Annotated in this window: 12 protein-coding genes; 7 read left to right on the forward strand and 5 right to left on the reverse strand. The window is 70.4% G+C overall.

Annotated features, from left to right (window positions below):
- Nucleotides 1-96: 96 nt before the first annotated feature.
- Genes ACN28G_RS08235 through yicI form a run of 4 tightly spaced genes read left to right on the forward strand, consistent with a single transcriptional unit; the run spans nucleotide 97 to nucleotide 5,734 of the window.
- Entirely contained in the window at nucleotides 97-1,404 is a 1,308-nt protein-coding gene (locus ACN28G_RS08235) for an ABC transporter substrate-binding protein (RefSeq protein WP_091436882.1), read from the forward strand.
- A gap of 20 nt (nucleotides 1,405-1,424) precedes the next feature.
- Complete coding sequence (locus tag ACN28G_RS08240; protein ID WP_421478815.1) at nucleotides 1,425-2,363, forward strand: carbohydrate ABC transporter permease; 939 nt, start codon at nucleotides 1,425-1,427, stop codon at nucleotides 2,361-2,363.
- Nucleotides 2,360-3,340 carry a carbohydrate ABC transporter permease gene (locus ACN28G_RS08245; protein WP_421478816.1) on the forward strand — a complete coding sequence of 327 codons (981 nt, stop codon included), beginning with the start codon at nucleotides 2,360-2,362 and terminating at the stop codon, nucleotides 3,338-3,340. Before ACN28G_RS08240 ends, ACN28G_RS08245 begins: the two co-directional genes overlap by 4 nt.
- Before the next feature lie 33 nt (nucleotides 3,341-3,373).
- Nucleotides 3,374-5,734 carry an alpha-xylosidase gene (gene yicI, locus ACN28G_RS08250; protein ID WP_421478817.1) on the forward strand — a complete coding sequence of 787 codons (2,361 nt, stop codon included), beginning with the start codon at nucleotides 3,374-3,376 and terminating at the stop codon, nucleotides 5,732-5,734.
- A gap of 194 nt (nucleotides 5,735-5,928) precedes the next feature.
- Here the strand turns inward: yicI and ACN28G_RS08255 are convergent, their stop codons facing one another.
- Nucleotides 5,929-6,153, reverse strand: coding sequence for a hypothetical protein (locus tag ACN28G_RS08255; RefSeq protein ID WP_421478818.1), 225 nt, complete (start codon nucleotides 6,151-6,153; stop codon nucleotides 5,929-5,931).
- Nucleotides 6,154-6,319: 166 nt separating this feature from the next.
- On the opposite strand from ACN28G_RS08255, the gene ACN28G_RS08260 reads away from it, so the two are divergent.
- Complete coding sequence (locus tag ACN28G_RS08260; protein WP_421478819.1) at nucleotides 6,320-9,022, forward strand: AAA family ATPase; 2,703 nt, start codon at nucleotides 6,320-6,322, stop codon at nucleotides 9,020-9,022.
- 81 nt (nucleotides 9,023-9,103) lie between these two features.
- Here the strand turns inward: ACN28G_RS08260 and ACN28G_RS08265 are convergent, their stop codons facing one another.
- The gene (locus ACN28G_RS08265; RefSeq protein WP_421478820.1) at nucleotides 9,104-9,784 is read right to left on the reverse strand and encodes a S1 family peptidase; all 681 of its coding nucleotides are present in this window, start codon (nucleotides 9,782-9,784) and stop codon (nucleotides 9,104-9,106) included.
- Between the two features lie 218 nt (nucleotides 9,785-10,002).
- On the opposite strand from ACN28G_RS08265, the gene ACN28G_RS08270 reads away from it, so the two are divergent.
- A complete protein-coding gene (locus tag ACN28G_RS08270) occupies nucleotides 10,003-11,097 on the forward strand; it encodes an alkene reductase (protein ID WP_091436897.1) in 1,095 nt (364 codons plus the stop codon).
- A 99-nt stretch (nucleotides 11,098-11,196) separates the two neighbouring features.
- On the opposite strand, the gene ACN28G_RS08275 is transcribed toward ACN28G_RS08270, so the two are convergent.
- The 3 genes from ACN28G_RS08275 to ACN28G_RS08285 all read right to left on the reverse strand — a co-directional run bounded on the left by ACN28G_RS08275 (nucleotide 11,197) and on the right by ACN28G_RS08285 (nucleotide 17,320).
- Nucleotides 11,197-15,570, reverse strand: a complete 4,374-nt coding sequence (locus ACN28G_RS08275; RefSeq protein WP_421478821.1) for a glycoside hydrolase family 9 protein — start codon at nucleotides 15,568-15,570, stop codon at nucleotides 11,197-11,199.
- 162 nt (nucleotides 15,571-15,732) lie between these two features.
- Complete coding sequence (locus ACN28G_RS08280) at nucleotides 15,733-16,158, reverse strand: hypothetical protein (RefSeq protein WP_229688660.1); 426 nt, start codon at nucleotides 16,156-16,158, stop codon at nucleotides 15,733-15,735.
- Nucleotides 16,159-16,327: 169 nt separating this feature from the next.
- Nucleotides 16,328-17,320 (reverse strand): helix-turn-helix transcriptional regulator, encoded by a 993-nt coding sequence (locus ACN28G_RS08285; protein ID WP_308472695.1) that lies wholly within the window; start codon nucleotides 17,318-17,320, stop codon nucleotides 16,328-16,330.
- Here ACN28G_RS08285 and ACN28G_RS08290 point away from each other — a divergent pair.
- Nucleotides 17,250-17,699: a VOC family protein gene (locus tag ACN28G_RS08290; RefSeq protein WP_229688664.1), complete on the forward strand. Its 450-nt coding sequence runs from the start codon at nucleotides 17,250-17,252 to the stop codon at nucleotides 17,697-17,699. The genes ACN28G_RS08285 and ACN28G_RS08290 overlap by 71 nt on opposite strands.
- Nucleotides 17,700-17,867: the final 168 nt, after the last annotated feature.

A 17,867-nucleotide genomic window follows, 5' to 3' on the forward strand; every position in this document is an offset into this window, starting at 1 on the left:
GTCCCGGTGGGTCCGCGCGGCACCCCCACCCCGTACCCGCCGGGAAGACACACACCGCACATCCAACTGAGACAGACGTAGCTGGAGGAGACCCCCATGCGCAGGAGGACCCTGCTCGCCACATCCGCCACCGCCCTTCTTCTCACCGCATGCAGCAACGACGACGCCGACAACGGCGCCGACACGGCGATCGAGGGCGACGAGAACGCCCCGGCCAACCTGGTCTTCTGGGCCTGGGCCGAGAACATCCAGCGGGTCGTCGACCTCTGGAACGAAAAGAACCCCGAGCAGACCGTCACCCTCAGCGGCCAGGCCGCCGGCGACGAACTGGTCTCCAAGTTCCTCGCCGCGGTCAAGGCCGGCAACGCCCCGGACCTGGTCCAGGCCGAGTACCAGGCACTGCCGACCATGATCACGAACAACGCGTTGCAGGACCTCAGCGGCTCCCTCGGCGACGCCCAGGGTGCCTTCCCCGAGGGGACCTGGAACCTCACCTCGTTCAGCGGCGCCACCTACGCCATCCCGCAGGACGTCGGGCCGATGATGCTCTTCTACCGGGCCGACATCTTCGACCAGATGGGACTCAAGGTCCCGCAGACCTGGGAGGAGTTCGGCGCCCTGGCCCGCACCGTGCGCGACCGTGACGCCCGGCGCTACCTCACCACCTTCCACCCCGGCGACGCCGGCTGGCTCGCCGGCTTCGCCCAGCAGGCCGGCGCCAACTGGTGGACCAACGACGACGGCACCTGGTCGGTCGACATCGACGACGAGGCGACCCGCAAGGTCCTCGGCTTCTGGGGTGACCTGGTCAACTCCAAGGCCGTCCTCGGCGACCCGATGTACACCCCGCAGTGGAACAGCCAGATCAGCGACGGCACCATCATCGCCTGGCCCAGTGCGGTCTGGGGCGTCGGCGTCCTGCAGGGCATCGCCGCCAACGGCTCCGGCAACTGGCAGATGGTGCCACTACCGCAGTGGTCGGCCGGAGAGAACTCCACCGGCTTCTGGGGCGGCTCCTCCACCGCCGTCTCCGCCTCCTCGTCGAACAAGGCGCAGGCGGTCAAGTTCGCCCGCTGGATGAACACCGACCCCGAGGCGCTGAAGATCCTCGTCGAGATCGGTCTCTACCCCTCGGCCAGCGCCGGACAGGGCGGCGACGTGCTCAAGACGCCGCCGTACATGAGCAACCAGCCCAACTACTACGAGTCCGCCGCCGAGATCGCCAAGGGCGCCCGGGGCTTCAGAAGCTGGGGTCCGAACACCAACGTCACCTACGGCGCCTTCGAGGACCGGCTGCCCACCGCGGTCCGCTCCGGTGCCGACTTCGCCGCCGTCGCCGCCCAGGTCCAGCAGGTCAGCGTTGACGACCTCAAGCGACAGGGCTACCAGGTCGCCGGCGACTGAGCCGGTCGAAAAGGACGATGATGAGCACTGTCAACCCGGTGCTCGCGCGCCGCCGCCAGAAGCGGCGGCGCGCGGGCACCGCCGCGCCGTACCTCTTCACGCTGCCCGCCGCCGCGCTCTTCCTCGTTTTCATCCTCGTGCCGATCGGGTACGCCGTCTGGCTGAGCGTGCACGCGATGCGGGTGCGCGGCGCCGGCTTCGGTATCCGCAGCGAGGTCTTCGTCGGGCTGGAGAACTACGCCCAGACCCTCGGCGACGGCGCCCTCTACGGTTCCCTGCTGCGGATGCTCGGCTACGGCCTGATCACCGTGCCGACCACCATGGGGCTGGCGCTGCTCTTCGCGCTCCTGCTCGACGCCCCCCGCGTCGGTGGCCGGCGCTACGCCCGGCTCGCGATCTTCCTGCCGTACGCGGTGCCCGGAGTGATCGCCAGCCTGCTCTGGGGCTTCATGTACCTTCCCGTGGTCAGCCCGATCACCAACGGGCTGGAGGCGATCGGGCTGCCCGCGCCGAACTTCTTCGGCGACATGTCGATCTTCTTCTCGGTGGCCAACATCGCCATCTGGGGTGCGATCGGCTTCAACATGGTGGTGCTCTTCACCGCCCTGCGGGCGATGCCGGTCGAGCTCTACGACGCCGCCCGCATCGACGGCTGCACCGAATGGCAGATCGCCTGGAAGATCAAGATCCCGCTGTTGCGTCCCGCGCTCGTGATGACCTCGACCTTCTCCCTGATCGGCATGCTCCAGGTCTTCAGTGAGCCGACCACCCTGCGGCCGATCACCAACGCGATCACCGCCGACTGGGTGCCACTGATGAAGGTCTACCAGCAGGCGTTCGTGGAGAACGACATGTACCTCGGCGCCGCCACCTCGGTGCTCCTGGCCGGCGCGACGGTCCTGTTCTCCCTCGCCGTACTGGCCATCTTCCGGATCCGCGCCGCGAGGAGCGAACGATGAGCCCCACCCCGCAACCCGCGCCGGCTCCTTCCCCCCGGCCGGGGCCCACCCCGCCCCCGGGCCGGGGTACCGCTCAGACGCGACGTCAGGTCTCGGCCCGACCCGCCGACCCGCCCCGGTCGGGCCGCTCCCGGAACTCCCGGGACCGGGCCAAGATCCTGCCCACCCTCGTCCTCGCCCTCGGCGCGATCTACTGCATCCTGCCGGTGGTCTGGGTGCTGATCGCCGCCACCAAGAGCACCGACGAACTCTTCGGCACCTACTCCGGCTGGCCCAGCTTCAACGGCGGTTTCACCGAGAACATCAGCACCCTGAGCACCTACGCCGACGGCCGGTTCTGGTGGTGGACCCTGAACAGCCTGATCTATGCCGGCGGCGGGGCGCTGCTGACCGTCATCGTCTCCTCGATGGCCGGCTACGCGATGGCGAAGTTCCGGTTCCACGGGCAGAAACTGCTCTTCGGCGCGCTTCTCGCCGGGGTGCTCATCCCGCAGATCACCCTCGCCATCCCGCAGTACCTGCTGCTGTCCGAGATCGGCCTGGCCGGCAGCTACTGGTCGGTGATCCTGCCGAGCATCATCAGCCCGTACAGCATCTACCTCTGCCGGGTCTACGCCGCCGCGGCGATCCCCGACGAGATGCTGGAAGCCGGGCGGATGGACGGCGCCAGCGAGTTCCGGCTCTTCCGGTCGGTGGCGCTGCCGGTGATGGTGCCCGGACTGGTCACCGTCTTCCTGCTCCAGTTCATCTCGATCTGGAACAACTTCCTGCTGCCGTACATCATGCTCGCCAACGACGACCGGTTCCCGCTCACCGTGGGGCTCTACTCGCTGCTCAACCGGGGTGCCTCGCAGCCGGCGCTCTACACCCTGGTGATCACCGGCGCACTCCTGTCGATCATCCCGATCTTCGCGCTCTTCCTCTTCCTCCAGCGCTTCTGGCGGCTCGACCTGGTCGCCGGGGGACTGAAGGGCTGACACCACCCACTCCGGACACCGAACGGGGAGACAATGAAGTTCAAGGACGGCTACTGGCAGATGCGTCCCGGGGTGCGGGGCAGCTACGCCACCGCCGCCCACGACGTCACCGTCGGCGCGCAGGCCATCCGGGTGCTCGCCCCGGCCAAGCCGATCGGCCGTCGCGGCGACACGCTGGACGGGCCGGTGCTGCGGGTGGACCTTGCCGCACCGATGCCCGGCGTTGTCCGGGTCCGGGCCACCCACTTCGCCGGCTCCGTACCGGCCGGTCCGTCCTTCGTACTCACCACCGACGGCACGCCGATCGGCACCGACCCGGCCGGTGCCGGACCGCTCGCCCAGGTCGACGACGCACACGTCAGCCTCACCAGCGGTGAACTCACCGTCCAGGTCGGCCGCAGCGCGCCCTGGGGGCTCACCTTCCGCGTCGACGGCCGGGAACTCACCCGCAGCGACCACAACTCCCTCGGCGCGATGACCGACGCCGACGGCGGGCACCACATGGTCGAACAGCTCCACCTCGGCGTCGGTGAACTCGTCTACGGCCTCGGCGAACGCTTCGGGCCACTGGTCCGCAACGGACAGGCCGTGGAGATCTGGAACGCCGACGGCGGCACCAACAGCGAACAGGCGTACAAGAACGTCCCGTTCTACCTCAGCAACCGCGGATACGGCGTCTTCGTCAACCACCCCGGCCGGGTCTCCTTCGAAGTGGCCTCCGAAACCGTCACCCGGGTGCAGTTCAGCGTCTCCGGCCACGAGCTGGAGTACCTGGTCATCCACGGCCCCACCCCGGCCGACATCCTGCGCCGCTACACCGCCCTCACCGGCCGTCCCGCGCTGCCGCCCGCCTGGTCCTTCGGGCTCTGGCTGAGCACCTCCTTCACCACCGAGTACGACGAGGCCACCGTCACCTCGTTCGTCGACGGCATGGCCGAGCGCGACATCCCGCTGAGCGTCTTCCACTTCGACTGCTTCTGGATGCGGCAGTTCCGCTGGTGCGACTTCGAATGGGACCCGGAAACGTTCCCCGACCCGCCCGGCATGCTCGCCCGGCTGCACGAGCGCGACCTCAAGGTCTGCGTCTGGATCAACCCGTACATCGGCCAGGCCTCCGCCCTCTTCGACGAGGGCGCCGCGCGCGGCTACCTGCTACGCCGTCCCGACGGTCGGATCTGGCAGGACGACCACTGGCAGGCCGGCCGCGCCCTGGTCGACCTCACCGATCCCGGGGCCCGCGACTGGTACGCCGGCAAGCTGCGCGACCTGCTCCGGATGGGCGTCGACTCCTTCAAGACCGACTTCGGCGAGCGGATCCCCACCGACGTGGTCTGGGCCGACGGCTCCGACCCCGAACGGATGCACAACTACTACAGTCTGATCTACAACGAACTCGTCTTCGACCTGCTGGAGGAGGAACGGGGCACCGGCGACGCGGTCCTGTTCGCCCGCGCCGCCACCGTCGGCGGCCAGCGCCTGCCGGTGCACTGGGGTGGCGACTGCGAATCCTCGTACGAGGCGATGGCGGAGAGCCTGCGCGGCGGTCTCTCCCTCGGCATGGGCGGCTTCGGCTTCTGGAGCCACGACATCGGTGGCTTCGAGGGCCGCCCCGACCCCGCCGTCTTCAAACGGTGGGTCGCCTTCGGGCTGCTCTCCTCGCACAGTCGGCTGCACGGCAGCCGCTCCTACCGGGTGCCGTGGCTCTTCGACGAGGAATCCGTCGACGTGCTGCGCGACTTCACCCGCCTGAAGGCCCGGCTGATGCCGTACCTCTACGCCGCCGCCGTGACCGCCCACACCGAGGGCATGCCGGTGATGCGGGCCATGGCCCTGGAGTTTCCCGACGACCCGGCCTGCGCCTACCTCGACGCCCAGTACCTGCTCGGCCCGGATCTGCTGGTCGCCCCGGTGCTCAGCACCGGAGGCGAGGTGACCTACTACGTCCCCGCCGGACGCTGGACCCGCTGGCAGGACGGCCGGACCGTCGAGGGACCGGGCTGGCGCACCGAGACCCACGGCTTCGACAGCCTCCCGCTGCTCGTCCGCCCCGGCGCCGTCGTCCCCGTCGGCGCCCGCGCCGACCGACCCGACTACCCGTACGCCGACGGGGTCACGCTGCGGGCGTACCAGCTCGCCGACGGCGTCCACCGGGTGGTCACCGTGCCCGCCACCGACGGCACCCCGGCCGCGGTGTTCGAGATCAGCCGGGACGGTGACCGGATCCGGGTGACCCGCGACGGTCCGGTGCGGGCACCCTGGCACCTGGTCCTCGTCGCGGTCACCAGCCACGGGTCGGTCACCGGTGGCACCGCCGAGACCGTCACCGACGGCACCCGGATCAGCGCCGAAGCGGAGACCGACCGGCTTGAGATCGTCCTGCCCACCCAGAGGTGACCAGGCCCGGAGCCTCCCGACATCCTCCGCTGGGGCACGGCCACCGCCGCCGGTACGCGGGTGGGACCGCTCGACGCCGCAGGGCACCGTCGACGGTTACGGCGACGGGGAGCGGCGACTGGTCGTAGTACTCGCCCCGGCGCATCCGCTGCCCGGCTGAGGAGACACCGGTCTCCATGACGGCATTCCTCCGGTCAGCGGTTGTCGTTGGGTCCCAGCGCCCAGCGGTGCCAGGTGTGCCAGCCACGGCACAGCAGGTAGCCGGCGATGGTGGTCGTCGAGACGAGCCCGTCGGCGATCAGGGTCAGGAGTGCGTTCGGGACGTCGAGGATGAAGGCGGCCTGGATGGTGACCGCGATCTTGTGGAAGAGCAGGAGTTCCCACATGCCGCGTTGCTTTCGGGGTGCGAGGGCCAGCATGGCCCACATTCCGGCGAAGACGATGTAGGCGCAGGTGTGCCAGTACTCGGGAGGGTCTACAGCCGGTCGGCCTGGCCGCCGGCGGGAACGGGCCGGGTCCGTCGGTCGTGGACGGTGTGACTTCCGGACGACCGTGGTGGGTGGGGGCAGGGGTAGCCTGTCCGGCGTGCGATCCGCAGCCGTCTCCCGGGGCTCACTGGTTGGCAGGTCAGTCGAGCTCAAGGTTCTCGACGAGCTGATCGAGGGCGCGCGGTCGGGCCGGGGCGAGTCGCTGGTGGTGCGCGGCGAGGCCGGCATCGGCAAGAGCACGCTGCTGGCACACGCCCGCGACGCGGCGTCCGGCGCGCGGGTGATCCAGGTGTCCGGGGCGGAGTTCGAGCGGGAGTTGCCCTACAGCGCGCTGCATCAACTGTGTGTGCCGGTGCTGGGCCACCTCGCGGACCTGCCCACCCGGCACGCCGACGCGCTCCGGGTCGCGTTCGGGCTGGCGGCGGGCACGCCCGACCTCTTCCACATCGGCGCGGCGACCCTGGGCTTGCTGGCTGCTGCGGCCGGCGTGCGCCCGTTGCTGTGCGTGGTCGACGACGCCCACTGGTTGGACGCGGCGTCGGCGAAGGCGTTGGCCTTCGTCGGTCGGCGGGTGGCCAGCGAACCGATCGCCATGCTGTTCGCGCTGCGGTTGCCCGCCTCGGACGACCTGCACGAGCTGCCCAGCCTCGACCTCACCGGCTTGGCGGACGCCGAGGCACGGATGCTGCTCGCGGCCCACCGTCACCTCCTCCTCGACGAGCAGGTGCTCAGCCGGCTGCTCGCCGAGGCCCGGGGAAACCCGTTGGCGTTGCTCGAACTGCCCGAGGCGGGCGGCTTCGGGCAGCCGGACACCGCTGCGGTACCGACCCGGATCGAGCGCAGCTTCCGACACCGGCTGTCGGATCTGCCGGACGACGCCCGTCTCCTGCTGACCGTGGCGAGCGCCGACCCGACGGGTGATCCCACCCTGGTGTGGCCGGCCACGCGACTGTTGGGCATCGACGTGTCGACCGCCAGCGCCAGCGCGGCAGCGACAGGGCTGGTCGAGTTCGCCGCGGACATCCGCTTCTGCCACCCGCTGGCTCGGTCCGCGGTCTACCACGCGGCGTCGGTGGGGGAACGGCACCGGGCGCATCGGGCGCTGGCCGAGGCAACCAGCGCCGTCACCGACCCGGACCGGCGGGCCTGGCACCGCGCCCAGGCCAGCGTCGGCCCCGACGACGACGTCGCCGCGGAACTCGTACGATCGGCCACCCGCGCCCAGACGCGCGGGGGCGTGGTGGCCGCGGCTGCCTTCCTGGAACGGGCGGCCGAGCTTTCCCTGAACCCCGCCGGCCGAATCGAACGAACGCTCGCGGCGGCGCAGGCCGCCCTCGTCGCGGGCCGTCCCGATCGGGCCGCCGCGTTGATCAGGGCCGTCGAGCACACCGCACTCGACGAGTTCCAGCTCGCCCACGCCGACCTGTTACGGGGCCAGGTGGCGTTCCAGAGCCACCGGGACGACAGCGGCCCCGAGTTCATGATCCGAGCGGGCAGACGCCTGGCCGGGCTGGATCCGGAACGCGCCCGCAGGTGCTTCCTGGACGCGATCGAGACGAGTCTCCTCGTCGGTCGGCCCAGCGGAGTGCAGGACCTGGTGCTGGCCGCCGTGCGATCGGTACCGGTGACCGCGTCACGTCAACCGGACGTTCTGGACGCGCTGGGCCTGCTGAACTCAGCGGGCCATCGCAGCGCGATCCCGCTGATCCAGCAGGTTCTGGAAGACGGGAACGGTTCCTGCAGGCCTGGATGGACCGGATACCCCGCGCTCGCCCTCATGCTCGCGGCAGAGATCTGGGACCCGCACCGGTACTGGACGATCGTCGAGTGGCTGCTGCGGACCGGCCGGGAGTCCGGTTCGCCCCTGCTGCTGCGTCTCGGGCTAGCGCAGGTCGGCTCGTACGGTGCGCTCACCGCCGACCCCGAACTGGCGACGGCTGCAATCGCCGAGGAGGAAGCGATCGCCGACGCGACCGGCGGGCCCCCGGTGCCCTACCCCCGGCTCCACCTCGCGGCCATGCGTGGTCGCCGCGCCGAGGCGCTCGCGTTGTTCGAGAGCGCCACGGCCGCGGCGACCATCAGCGGTAGTGGTCTCCTGACCAGCAACATCGACTGGGCATCGGCCGTACTGCACAACGGCCTCGCCGACTATCCGGCCGCACTGACCGCCGCTCGGCGGGCCGTCGCGGACGGCACCCTCTTCCTCGCCAGTTTCTCCCTGCCCGAACTGGTCGAAGCGGCGGTCCGCTGCGGTGAAACCGACGCCGCCGGGGCGGCGCTGGAGTCACTTGTGGAACGCGCCGATGCCAGCGGGACCGCCACCGGCCTGGGCATCGCGGCGTACGCCCGAGGGCTGGTCACCGGTTCCGAGGAGCACTATCGGACCGCCATCGCGTACCTCGAGCGGAGTCCGCTGTCGGCCTACCGAGCCAGAGCCCATCTCGTGTACGGGGAGTGGCTGCGGCGCGAGGGACGCCGGCTCGACTGCCGAACGCACCTGCGTACCGCGCACCGCCTGCTGTCCGAGGCGGGGTTCGACGGGTTCGCCCGGCGGGCCGCCACCGAACTACGCGCCACCGGGGAACGGCCACGCCGACGGTCACCACACACCTACGACCAGCTCACGATCCAGGAGCTGCACATCGCCCGGCTGGTCGCCGCCGGCGCGACGTCCAGCGAGGTGGCCGCCCAGCTGTTCATCAGCCCACGTACGGTCGACGCCCACCTGCGCAACATCTTCCGCAAGCTCGGCATCAACTCACGGCGGCAACTCCGGCACCGGCCCGATCTCGGCGCGTGAAAGTGCCGGGCGGCTCGACGCTGCGCCCTCTACCACGAACGCCGCCCCCATCAGGGCGCCACCAACACCAGCGGCCCGGGATCAGACACCGCTGATCTCGGTGATCCAGCTGCGGCTCGCGATCACCGATGAGTAGTTCTGTGAGGTCGATCCGTTGCCGTTGAAGGAGACACCGACCTGCCGCCCGTTGTGGAGCTGGGGTCCGCCGGAGTCGCCCTGCCAGGACACTCCGTTGCCCCGGGTGCTGCGGATCACCGGGCCGCCGTCGGCGTCCTCGCCGCTGATCGCGGTCACTCGGACGGTGGCGGTCTTCAGCTGTTCGGACGGCTCACAGGTCAGGCAGGTCCGGCCCCAGCCGTAGATGTCGTTGCTGGCGCCGACCGGCGGGTTGGTGTCGGCCAGCGTGACATACGTGGTGGAGATCGACGTACCCAGGTGTAGCAGGGCGAGGTCGTGCCGGGTGTGGATGGCGCTCACCGTGGCGGTGGTGCCCCCGGAGGAGCGGTACACGCTGCCGACCCGTACCGAGATGGATCCGCGCAGGCAGTGGGCGGCGGTCAGCACCCAGCGCGGAGCGATGATCGAGCCGGAGCAGGCGAACGAGCCGTTCTGGAACACGGCGGCCGTCCACGGTGCCGACGCGACGAGGCTGCCGCCGATGATCGGCTGCGGTCCGGTCGGTGCGGCGGTCGCCGTGGCCGGGGCGACGAACACACCGGTGAGGACGGTCGCGACGAGCGCCATGGTGAGACGGATGCGCACGGAATGACTCCTTACCGAGGCGACTACTGACACCGACGATTATCGATCGCGCGGCCGTCGATGTGAATGGCATCGGTGTCGCGATGCTGTTCTGCGGACGACCCCGACCAGATGGCCAGCGGCCAGGCAGGCCCACGGGTGACGTGGACGGTGAGCCGCACCACGTCGGCCACCCAGGACTTGCATCTGACAGTGGCGTCAGATCCTACGGTGCAGTCATGACATCACTGTTCGACAATGTTTCTCTCGGCGGGCTCCGGCTTCCCAACCGGGTCGTGATGGCGCCGATGAGCCGGGTGCGATCCGACCGCGAGGGGCTCGCGACCGCGTCGATGGCGACGTACTACGCCCAGCGGGCGACCGCGGGTCTGATCATCACCGAGGGCACCTACCCCAACCCCGTCGGACAGTCCAACCCGCTCACGCCGGGGCTGTACACCCCGGCGCAGACCGACTCCTGGCGGCAGGTCACCTCCGCCGTGCACACCAACGGGGGCCGGGTCTTCGCGCAGCTCATGCACGGTGGACGGATCAGCCACCCGGACACCACCGGGCACCAGCCGGTCGCGCCCTCCGCGGTCGCGCCCCGCGAGGTGTACGTGTTCACCCCCACCGGACCACAACTGGCGCCCACGCCACGGGCGCTCTCCACCGCCGAGGTGGAAGGCGAGGTGGAGTCGTTCGCGGCAGCCGCCCGACGGGCGATCGTGGCCGGCTTCGACGGCGTGGAGCTGCACGGCGCGAACGGGTACCTGATGAACCAGTTCCTCTCCGGCAACACCAACCTCCGCACGGACCGCTACGGCGGCTCCGTCTCCGGGCACATCCGCTTCGCCGTGGAGGCGGTCGCCGCCACGATCGACGCGGTCGGCGCCGACCGCGTCGGCCTGCGGTTGTCGCCCGGCGCGGGCGTCGGGGACACCGTCGACACCGACATCCCCGCGGTGTACGGCGCGTTGCTCGCCGAACTCGTCCCGCTCGGACCGGCCTACGTACACCTGGCCGGCACCGACGACGAGATCCTGCTCGGGCTGCGCCGGGCCTGGCCCGGCACGCTCATCGTCAACCCGTCGATACCCGGCACCCCGGTCCCGTCGAACCGCGCCGACGCCGAGCGTTGGTTGGCCCAGGGGGCGGACCTGGTCGCGTTCGGCCGCGCCTACCTCGCCAACCCCGACCTGGTCGAGCGGTTCCGGGCGGACCTGCCGCTGGCGGTCGCCGACCTGGACACCTACTACACCGGCGGCGACGACGGCTACCTCACCTATCCGGCGTACGCCCACCCGCCGCTGACCGCGACGGCATCGGTGTGACCTGGGTGTAGTACCGCTGCAGGGCCGCGTCGGACGCGCTCGCATCCGGATCGGGCTCCGCACCGGGCGTACCCGCCACGACCGAAGGGCGGCCTGCGCTCACCGACGACCAGCCACGTCGGCCGCGAACGCAGCCACCCAGGTCAACGCGGAGTTCCAATTGATGGTGATTTCGTTGACCGACCAGGCTTCCAGGTTGTCGACGTAGCAGAGCTGGGGAGCGCATCCCTGCAACCAGCTCGCCGAGAGCGGGTCCTGGAGGCTGGAGTTGGGGCCACCGGCAACCGATCCCACCGGCGGATTCGGCAACCGGGCGTCGAAGGACTTCGCATACCACCGGCTGTGCTGGTTCTTCGCGTCGTTGACGCCGTAGCCGGTGATGTACGACTGCCCGAGGGCGTTACGGCCCAGCAGGTAGTCGAGGCCCTCGAAGACGGCGTCGGCGTACCTGTCGGCGCCGGTGAGGTCGTAGGCGGTGGCCAGGACGACCTGGTTGTTCAGCATGGACGCGTTAGAGCCCCAGTCGTACCGTCCCGTGGTGGGGGTGTACGTCTGGCCGAAACGCTCCGCCTTCTGGAACGAGATCAGGCGGTCCGCGGCGGCGACCACCCACCCCTTGATCTGGTCGCGGTCGCTCAACTCGGTGCCGAACCGCGCCAGGTCGAGTTGGGCCAGCGCGGCCACGGAGCCCCAGTAGAAGCCGTTCTGGCTGAACGCCGTGCCGGCGGTGTGGAACCGACTGATCCGGACGGTGGCGAGATAGGAGGCGTTCTTGGTGGTCAGGTACAGCTCGGCCGCGGCCCAGTAGAACTCGTCGGACACGTCACCATCGTTGTAGGGCCCCCCGCCGCTGCGGTCCTCGTACGGCGCGAAGAGCGCCGGGTTCGCCCGGGCCGCGGCGTACGCGCGTTCGGCCGCCGTGCGCAGTCGGGCGGCGAAGCCAGCGTCGTACGGCTGGTAGATCCGCGATGCCTGGGCCGCCACGGCGGCGAGGTTCAGGGTGGCCGCGGTCGACGGGCGGTGCAGCTCCCGGGGCTTCTTGTCCTGGTGCGGCAGCATCGGTGGTCCGGTCCAGGTCTCGTCGTGGACCTTGTGGTGGACCATGCCGGCCAACGGGAGACCGTCGGGCACCTGCATCTTCAGCATGAAGTCGAGATTCCAGCGGGCCTCGTCGAGGATGTCCGGTATGCCGTTGCCGCGTTCCGGCACCGCCAGGGTGCCGTCGCCGAGAGCCGCCGGCCGGTTGCGTTCCCACGCCGACAGGAGTTGGTATGTGGCGATGCCCCCGTTGACGACGTACTTGCCGTGGTCGCCGGCGTCGTACCAGCCGCCGGTGACGTCCAGCCGATAGGAGCAGGTCCAGTTGTTCAGGAACGACTTCGGCTGCTGGCACGGCACCTGGGTGTCGCCACCGTTGGGCGAATCCGCCACGTGCCCGGCCGGGCGGGCGTACGCCGCCCCGGCGATGCCCCCGTCGATCGCGATGCCACTGCGGTTGGTGTAGAAGAAGCGGGTCGCGTCGGTACGCAGCCGGTCGTAGAGATCCGCGCGGATGTCGAACGGGTGACTGGGACGGTCGACCCAGCCGTCGTACACCAGCTCGAACCGGCCGGTCGTCGTGACGTGGCTGAAGTCGATCACATGGGTGATGGCGCCGGCCGACGCGTCGAACCCGGTCGGGGTGGTCCGGCCCGTTGCCACCGTCGCACCGCCGCCGGCCCGGCGCAGCGTCCACGGCACCGATGAGGACGCGCCGTACAGCAACGTCGCGCGTTTGGGCCCCTTGGGCAGGTAGCCGTGCTGGTTCACCTTCAGGTCCGGGCCGGCATCGGCCCGGTACGCGTACTCGGCGCCGGTGAGCGTCACGTCGTCCATGCAGAACTCGTACGGTGCGCTGGATTTGCCGAGCCGGAACTGGAGCTGCGCCAACCGGTACGGCTCGGGGTAGGCCGTGCTGATGCTGTACTCGTACTCCTTCCAGGCGGTGCCGGTGGTGAAGCCCTTGTTCAGGTAGGTGACGTTTGTCGGGTTGTCGAAGGGGGCGAGGTAGACGACCGGATTCGCGGCGGTGTTCGTCCGGGCCCGGAACCGCAGCGTGTACGTCGCTCCGCCGGGCAGGTAGATGCTGTTGTGCCCGACCAGGACGTCCCACGGGTTGGTCGACGCGGGCGCGGTCACACAGAAGGTGCCGCCGTCCAGCTTCGGGGTCATCCCGGCGTTCGTCCACCATGGTTTGTCCGTGCCGGTGAACGTGCTGTTCTGCAACAGCCGGCCGTCGAGCTGCGGCCGTGGTGTGCCACCGCCGTACGCCGGCAGTGTCCCCGCCGGCAGCTCCTGTCCGCCGCCCTGGCCGGGCTGTCCGGGGCCGGGCTCCGCAGTGCCGTACCGGGGCAGCAGCCAACCGTCGAGGCCACCGGAGACGGAGTTGAACAGGACGAAGTCGCCGACCCGGTCGGCGTCGAGGTCGGCGAACAGGTTGGTGGTGCCGGTGAACGGGCCCTCGTCGCGGATCGCGCCGAGCGGTCGCCAGCCGGTGGTGCGGCTCCAGGGTGCGCCGATGTTCTCCCAGGCCCGGACCTCGCCGCCGGGATGGACGACCCGCACCACGTCGACCCGGAGGTCACCGGTGATGTCCGTGAACGACACGTCGTTGAAGCCGTCGGCCGGCGTCGCGAAGCCCGTGACGCTGTGCCAGTCTCCCGGACCGGGTAGCCGGCCGGGTGACCGGTTCTCCCACAGGCTGGCGTTGTTGATCCGGTCCAGGTTGATCAGGTCGTCGTCCCCGTCGCCGTCGATGTCGACGAACCGCGAGTTCTCGTAGAGCAGGTTGTTGGCCACGATGGTGGGCGCTCCCCACCTCGTCTGCCCGTCACCGGACTCGTTGCGCGACACCCGCATGGCCCGGATCCCGGTCGGTGACTCGTCGGCGGCCAACAACCTGAGGTAGTCGTCCCGGCCGTCGCCGTCGAGGTCGCCGAAGTGCACCGTCTTGGGCTGCCCCCGGTCCGCGGGGGTGATGTCGCCGAGCGCGGTCCAGGTGGACCGGGCGCCGTCGTTGCGCCACGCCAACACCTGACCGTCGGGCCGAACGATGACATGATCGGCGTCACCGTCGCCGTCGAGGTCGGGCAAGTGGGTCTCCGAGCCGATCGGGGCGGCGTCCCGGAACTCGCCGATCGGCTCCCAGCGCGGGCCGATGCCGTTGCGGGGCTCCGCTCGCCACTGGTAGAAGTCCTGCGCGACCACCAACCGACCCCCGAGCGCGTTGGGGGAGGGCTGTAGGGAGCCGCTGAGCCCGGGCGTGAAGATCTGCCCGTCCTTGAACTGCCATCGGGAGACCTCCGCCTGCTCGGAGCAGGGCGTCGTGCCGGTGTTCCGGGAGTCCGGGTCCCAGGACAGGCATCGCTCGTCCGCCGGGTCGGTCTGCGGCCAGGCGAGCTGATACTGGCCCGGGGCCATGCTGAAGCGCACCTGCAGGGCCTCGTCGAGGCTGCCGCGCGGCGTCCTGACGTGCGGCCCGATGTCGTCACCGTCGTTCGTCTTCAGCGCGATCACCGCGTCCACCGGAATGTGGCGGGCGTAGAAGCGGTAGGTCTCGCCGGGGACCGGGGCGTAACAGTCCCGCTGCGCGGTGGTCCGGGGGCCAATGCCGCCGCCGGCGCCGCAGCCGGCGTTGACGACGTAGCGGACGTAGGAGTGGTCGGAGTTGCTGGGGCCGACCTGGGCGTCGATGGTGTTGTTGTTCTGGTTGCCGACGTAGGCCCAGTCGAGCCGACCGCCACCCTGATGGGTGGGCTGGTCCGGCGCGACGATGTTGCGCTGCAACCGGGCGGGCATCTGAGCCGGATCCTGGTTGAAGTCGGCGAGCAGCATCCACTCGTCGCTCGGTCGGCCTGCCATGAACTGCCGGGCCGTGTCGACGATGTCGGCGGCGTCGTTGGTACGGGTCGGGCCCATCGACAACGCGTGGGCGTCGAAGTACCAGTCGCTGCCGAGTTGGACGCCCGCCAGCGGCCGCGAGTTGAACTGGCTGTTCACCTGTAACGCCACGGCGTCCTGCGCCCTTTCCCGGGTCACGATCGCCAGGCCGTTACGTTGCTGACCGGGGTTGGTCCAGTAGATGAACACCCGATCCGGGCGGCTGCTCGTGCCGAGGTTGTACTCGTGTTCGGTGATCTGCAGCTGCGCGAAAGTCCGTGCCGTCTGGGTCGCCGATACCGGGGGTGCGTTGCCTGCCTCCTGGAGCGCCAGGACCTGCACCCCGTGTTCGTTGAGGAGTTGCCGGACGGTGGTGGTCCAGCGTGACTCCGGCGGCCCTCCGGTCCCGTCGCTCTGGCCCTGCATGTTCCAGGACGCGGTGATCCTGTCCTGCGGGGCCGCCACCGCCGGTGTCGACGGTTTCATGACGGACAGCACGGTCGCCGCCGTCGTCACCGCGATGGTCGCGGCCAACCACTTACGTGCAACGCCCACGTCGGATCCTCCAGACCTCGGACACAGACCATCCGGTAGCGGCTCTCGACATCGCGTCGGTAGGAATTACGTAGCCGTCTGGTCCGACGTCGGGCAACCGGGTGTGCGGCGTGCCCGCCACCGGATCGCCCATTGTGTACAGCGACGGCTGGATACAGCCGGTCATGTACTGTTGCCCTGCTGCACGCTGTCCGCCACCGATGCGGCGCCCAGGCGGTCGGTCGCCTCGGCGACCACGCTGGCCGGTTCGACCCGCGTGGACAGGGCGACCAACAGCTCGACGACGTCGCGGGCCCGCTGCGCGACCGAGGCGTCGTCGGTGCCGAATCCCAGGTCCACCAGGTGGGCGTGGTGCCGGCCGACGAGCACGTTCGCGGCGTCGCCGTGGATCGGCGCCAACCGTGCCACCTCGATCCCGCGCCTCCGCAGCGCCGCCCGCAGGGCGGGCACCGACCGTTGCGGCCCGACGTCGCCGACCACGAGCCGAGTCAGACACACCGCGAGCCAACCGACGAGGACGCCGCCGACCACGTCGATCGGCAGGTGCGCCCCGACGTGGATCCGGGCGACGGCGACCAGCCCGATCACCGTCCAGGCCGCGCGGCGCCACCGCGGGCCGCCGGCCCGTGCCGCGACGAGCGCCAGGGCGGTACGACGGCGACGTGTCCCGAGGGGTACCCGAGCCGTCCGGTGATCGTCTCGCGCAGGACCAGCCAACCCGTTGGTGGCGACGCTCGTCGGGCTGCCGCCGGCGTCGTCAGCTCAGTCGATCCAGCTTCTCGCGAGCGGTGGTGTCCGGTCGGGGGGTGAGGACCACGACGCGCAGGTCCGTGTTCTGCGTGGTCAGGACGCAGGTGTCCAGCGGGATGGCACCCACGTCCGGATGGACGGCGGTCTTGTGCGCGCTTTCGTGACTGGCCACCGCGCGGAGGTCCCAGAGGCGGCGGAACCGGTCGTTGCCGGCCATCCGCGCGACCAGCGCCGCCACGTCGGGGTCGTTCGGATAGCGGGCGCTGGTGGCGCGCAGGTCGGCCACCAGGGACTGCTCGAAGTAGGCACGCTCGGCATCGGTCTGACGGACGCGGGGGTTCCGCGATTCGAACTGGACGATCAGGGCGTTGCGCTCGTCGGCGGTCGCGCCCGCGGGATCGCCGAAGACGGCCGCGAACAGCCGGTTCCAGTGCAGAAGCCGCCACCCGGCGTCGTAGACGGCCGCCGGGGTGTCGCCGAGGTGGCCGACGAGGCGGTGCAGGCTGTCGGGGATCAGGCGGGGTATCCGGTCCGGAGCCGCGGCGAAGCCGGCGAGGCGCATCAGGTGCGCCTCCTCGTCGTCGGAGAGTCGCAACGCGCGGGCCAGAGAGGCGCACACCTGCGCCGATGGCGTGGCGGCCCGGCCCTGTTCGAGACGGGCCACGTATTCGGTGGAGATCCCGGCCAGCGCCGCCAGCTCGCCGCGCCGTAGCCCGGCGACCCGGCGAGGGGACGCGTTCGTGAGCCCGACCGCGGCCGGGTCCGTGCGATCCCGCCAGGCCCGCAGCACAGCTCCGAGATCATTCATCATCACATGGTCCGCCATTCGTCGAGCGGGCTGGGTGGTACCAGCGGTACGCGGAAGATCTGTGTCTTCCACCACGGCGACCCCGCCCTTCAGGATGGGGATCATGAGCAGAGTGACCAGAATGAACCATATTGGTGTGCCAGTCAGCGATCTGGCCCGGTCGGTGAGGTGGTACGAGGACGTCCTCGGCATCGCGCCGAACGGCGTGACGATCTCGGCCTCGAACCCGGCGATCGGTGCTGTCGTCGAGGTCGAGAACGCGTCGATGCGGGCATCGTTCGCGCTGGCCGGTGACAACGTCCTCCTGGAACTCATCCAGTACGACAGCCCGCAGCCGAAGCCTTTCACCGGACGCAACAGCGACGTCGGGGTGATGCACCTGTGCTTCGAGGTCGACGACCTCGAGGCGGCGCACCGCGATCTGGTGGAGCGAGGCGTGCACGTCAACGCCGATCCGGTGGTGCTCCAGGACGGCGACGGCGTCGAAGCGGGGGCGCTGGCCGGCACGAAGATCCTCTATCTGCGCGACCCCGACGGCATCCAGCTGGAGTTGTTCGAGCTGCCCTCGTAGCCGCGTCGGCCCTCCGGGCGTCAGCCGACGGACGGGCAGGCGGCCGACCGCCTGCCCGTCCGTCGCCCCGCGATCCCGGTGAGCACCCGGCCGAGAAGCAGGCCATCGTCGACCGGCACGGTCCGTCATCGACGGCCAGGGCGACGGCCGCGCGGGGCCGCACCCGCG

It is taken from the genome of Micromonospora sp. WMMA1923 (assembly GCF_049179195.1).
In the GTDB taxonomy this organism is placed as follows: Bacteria; Actinomycetota; Actinomycetes; order Mycobacteriales; family Micromonosporaceae; genus Micromonospora; species Micromonospora yangpuensis.

Bases quoted from the DNA above. Each gene is read 5' to 3' on its own strand.
- ACN28G_RS08285 (WP_308472695.1), bottom strand. From the start codon at position 17,320: ATGCCGAGGACGTCCTCGTACCACCTCACCGACCGGGCCAGATCGCTG.
- ACN28G_RS08235 (WP_091436882.1), top strand. From the start codon at position 97: ATGCGCAGGAGGACCCTGCTCGCCACATCCGCCACCGCCCTTCTTCTC.
- ACN28G_RS08255 (WP_421478818.1), bottom strand. From the start codon at position 6,153: ATGCTGGCCCTCGCACCCCGAAAGCAACGCGGCATGTGGGAACTCCTG.
- ACN28G_RS08270 (WP_091436897.1), top strand. From the start codon at position 10,003: ATGACATCACTGTTCGACAATGTTTCTCTCGGCGGGCTCCGGCTTCCC.
- yicI (WP_421478817.1), top strand. From the start codon at position 3,374: ATGAAGTTCAAGGACGGCTACTGGCAGATGCGTCCCGGGGTGCGGGGC.
- ACN28G_RS08240 (WP_421478815.1), top strand. From the start codon at position 1,425: ATGAGCACTGTCAACCCGGTGCTCGCGCGCCGCCGCCAGAAGCGGCGG.
- ACN28G_RS08290 (WP_229688664.1), top strand. From the start codon at position 17,250: ATGAACCATATTGGTGTGCCAGTCAGCGATCTGGCCCGGTCGGTGAGG.
- ACN28G_RS08245 (WP_421478816.1), top strand. From the start codon at position 2,360: ATGAGCCCCACCCCGCAACCCGCGCCGGCTCCTTCCCCCCGGCCGGGG.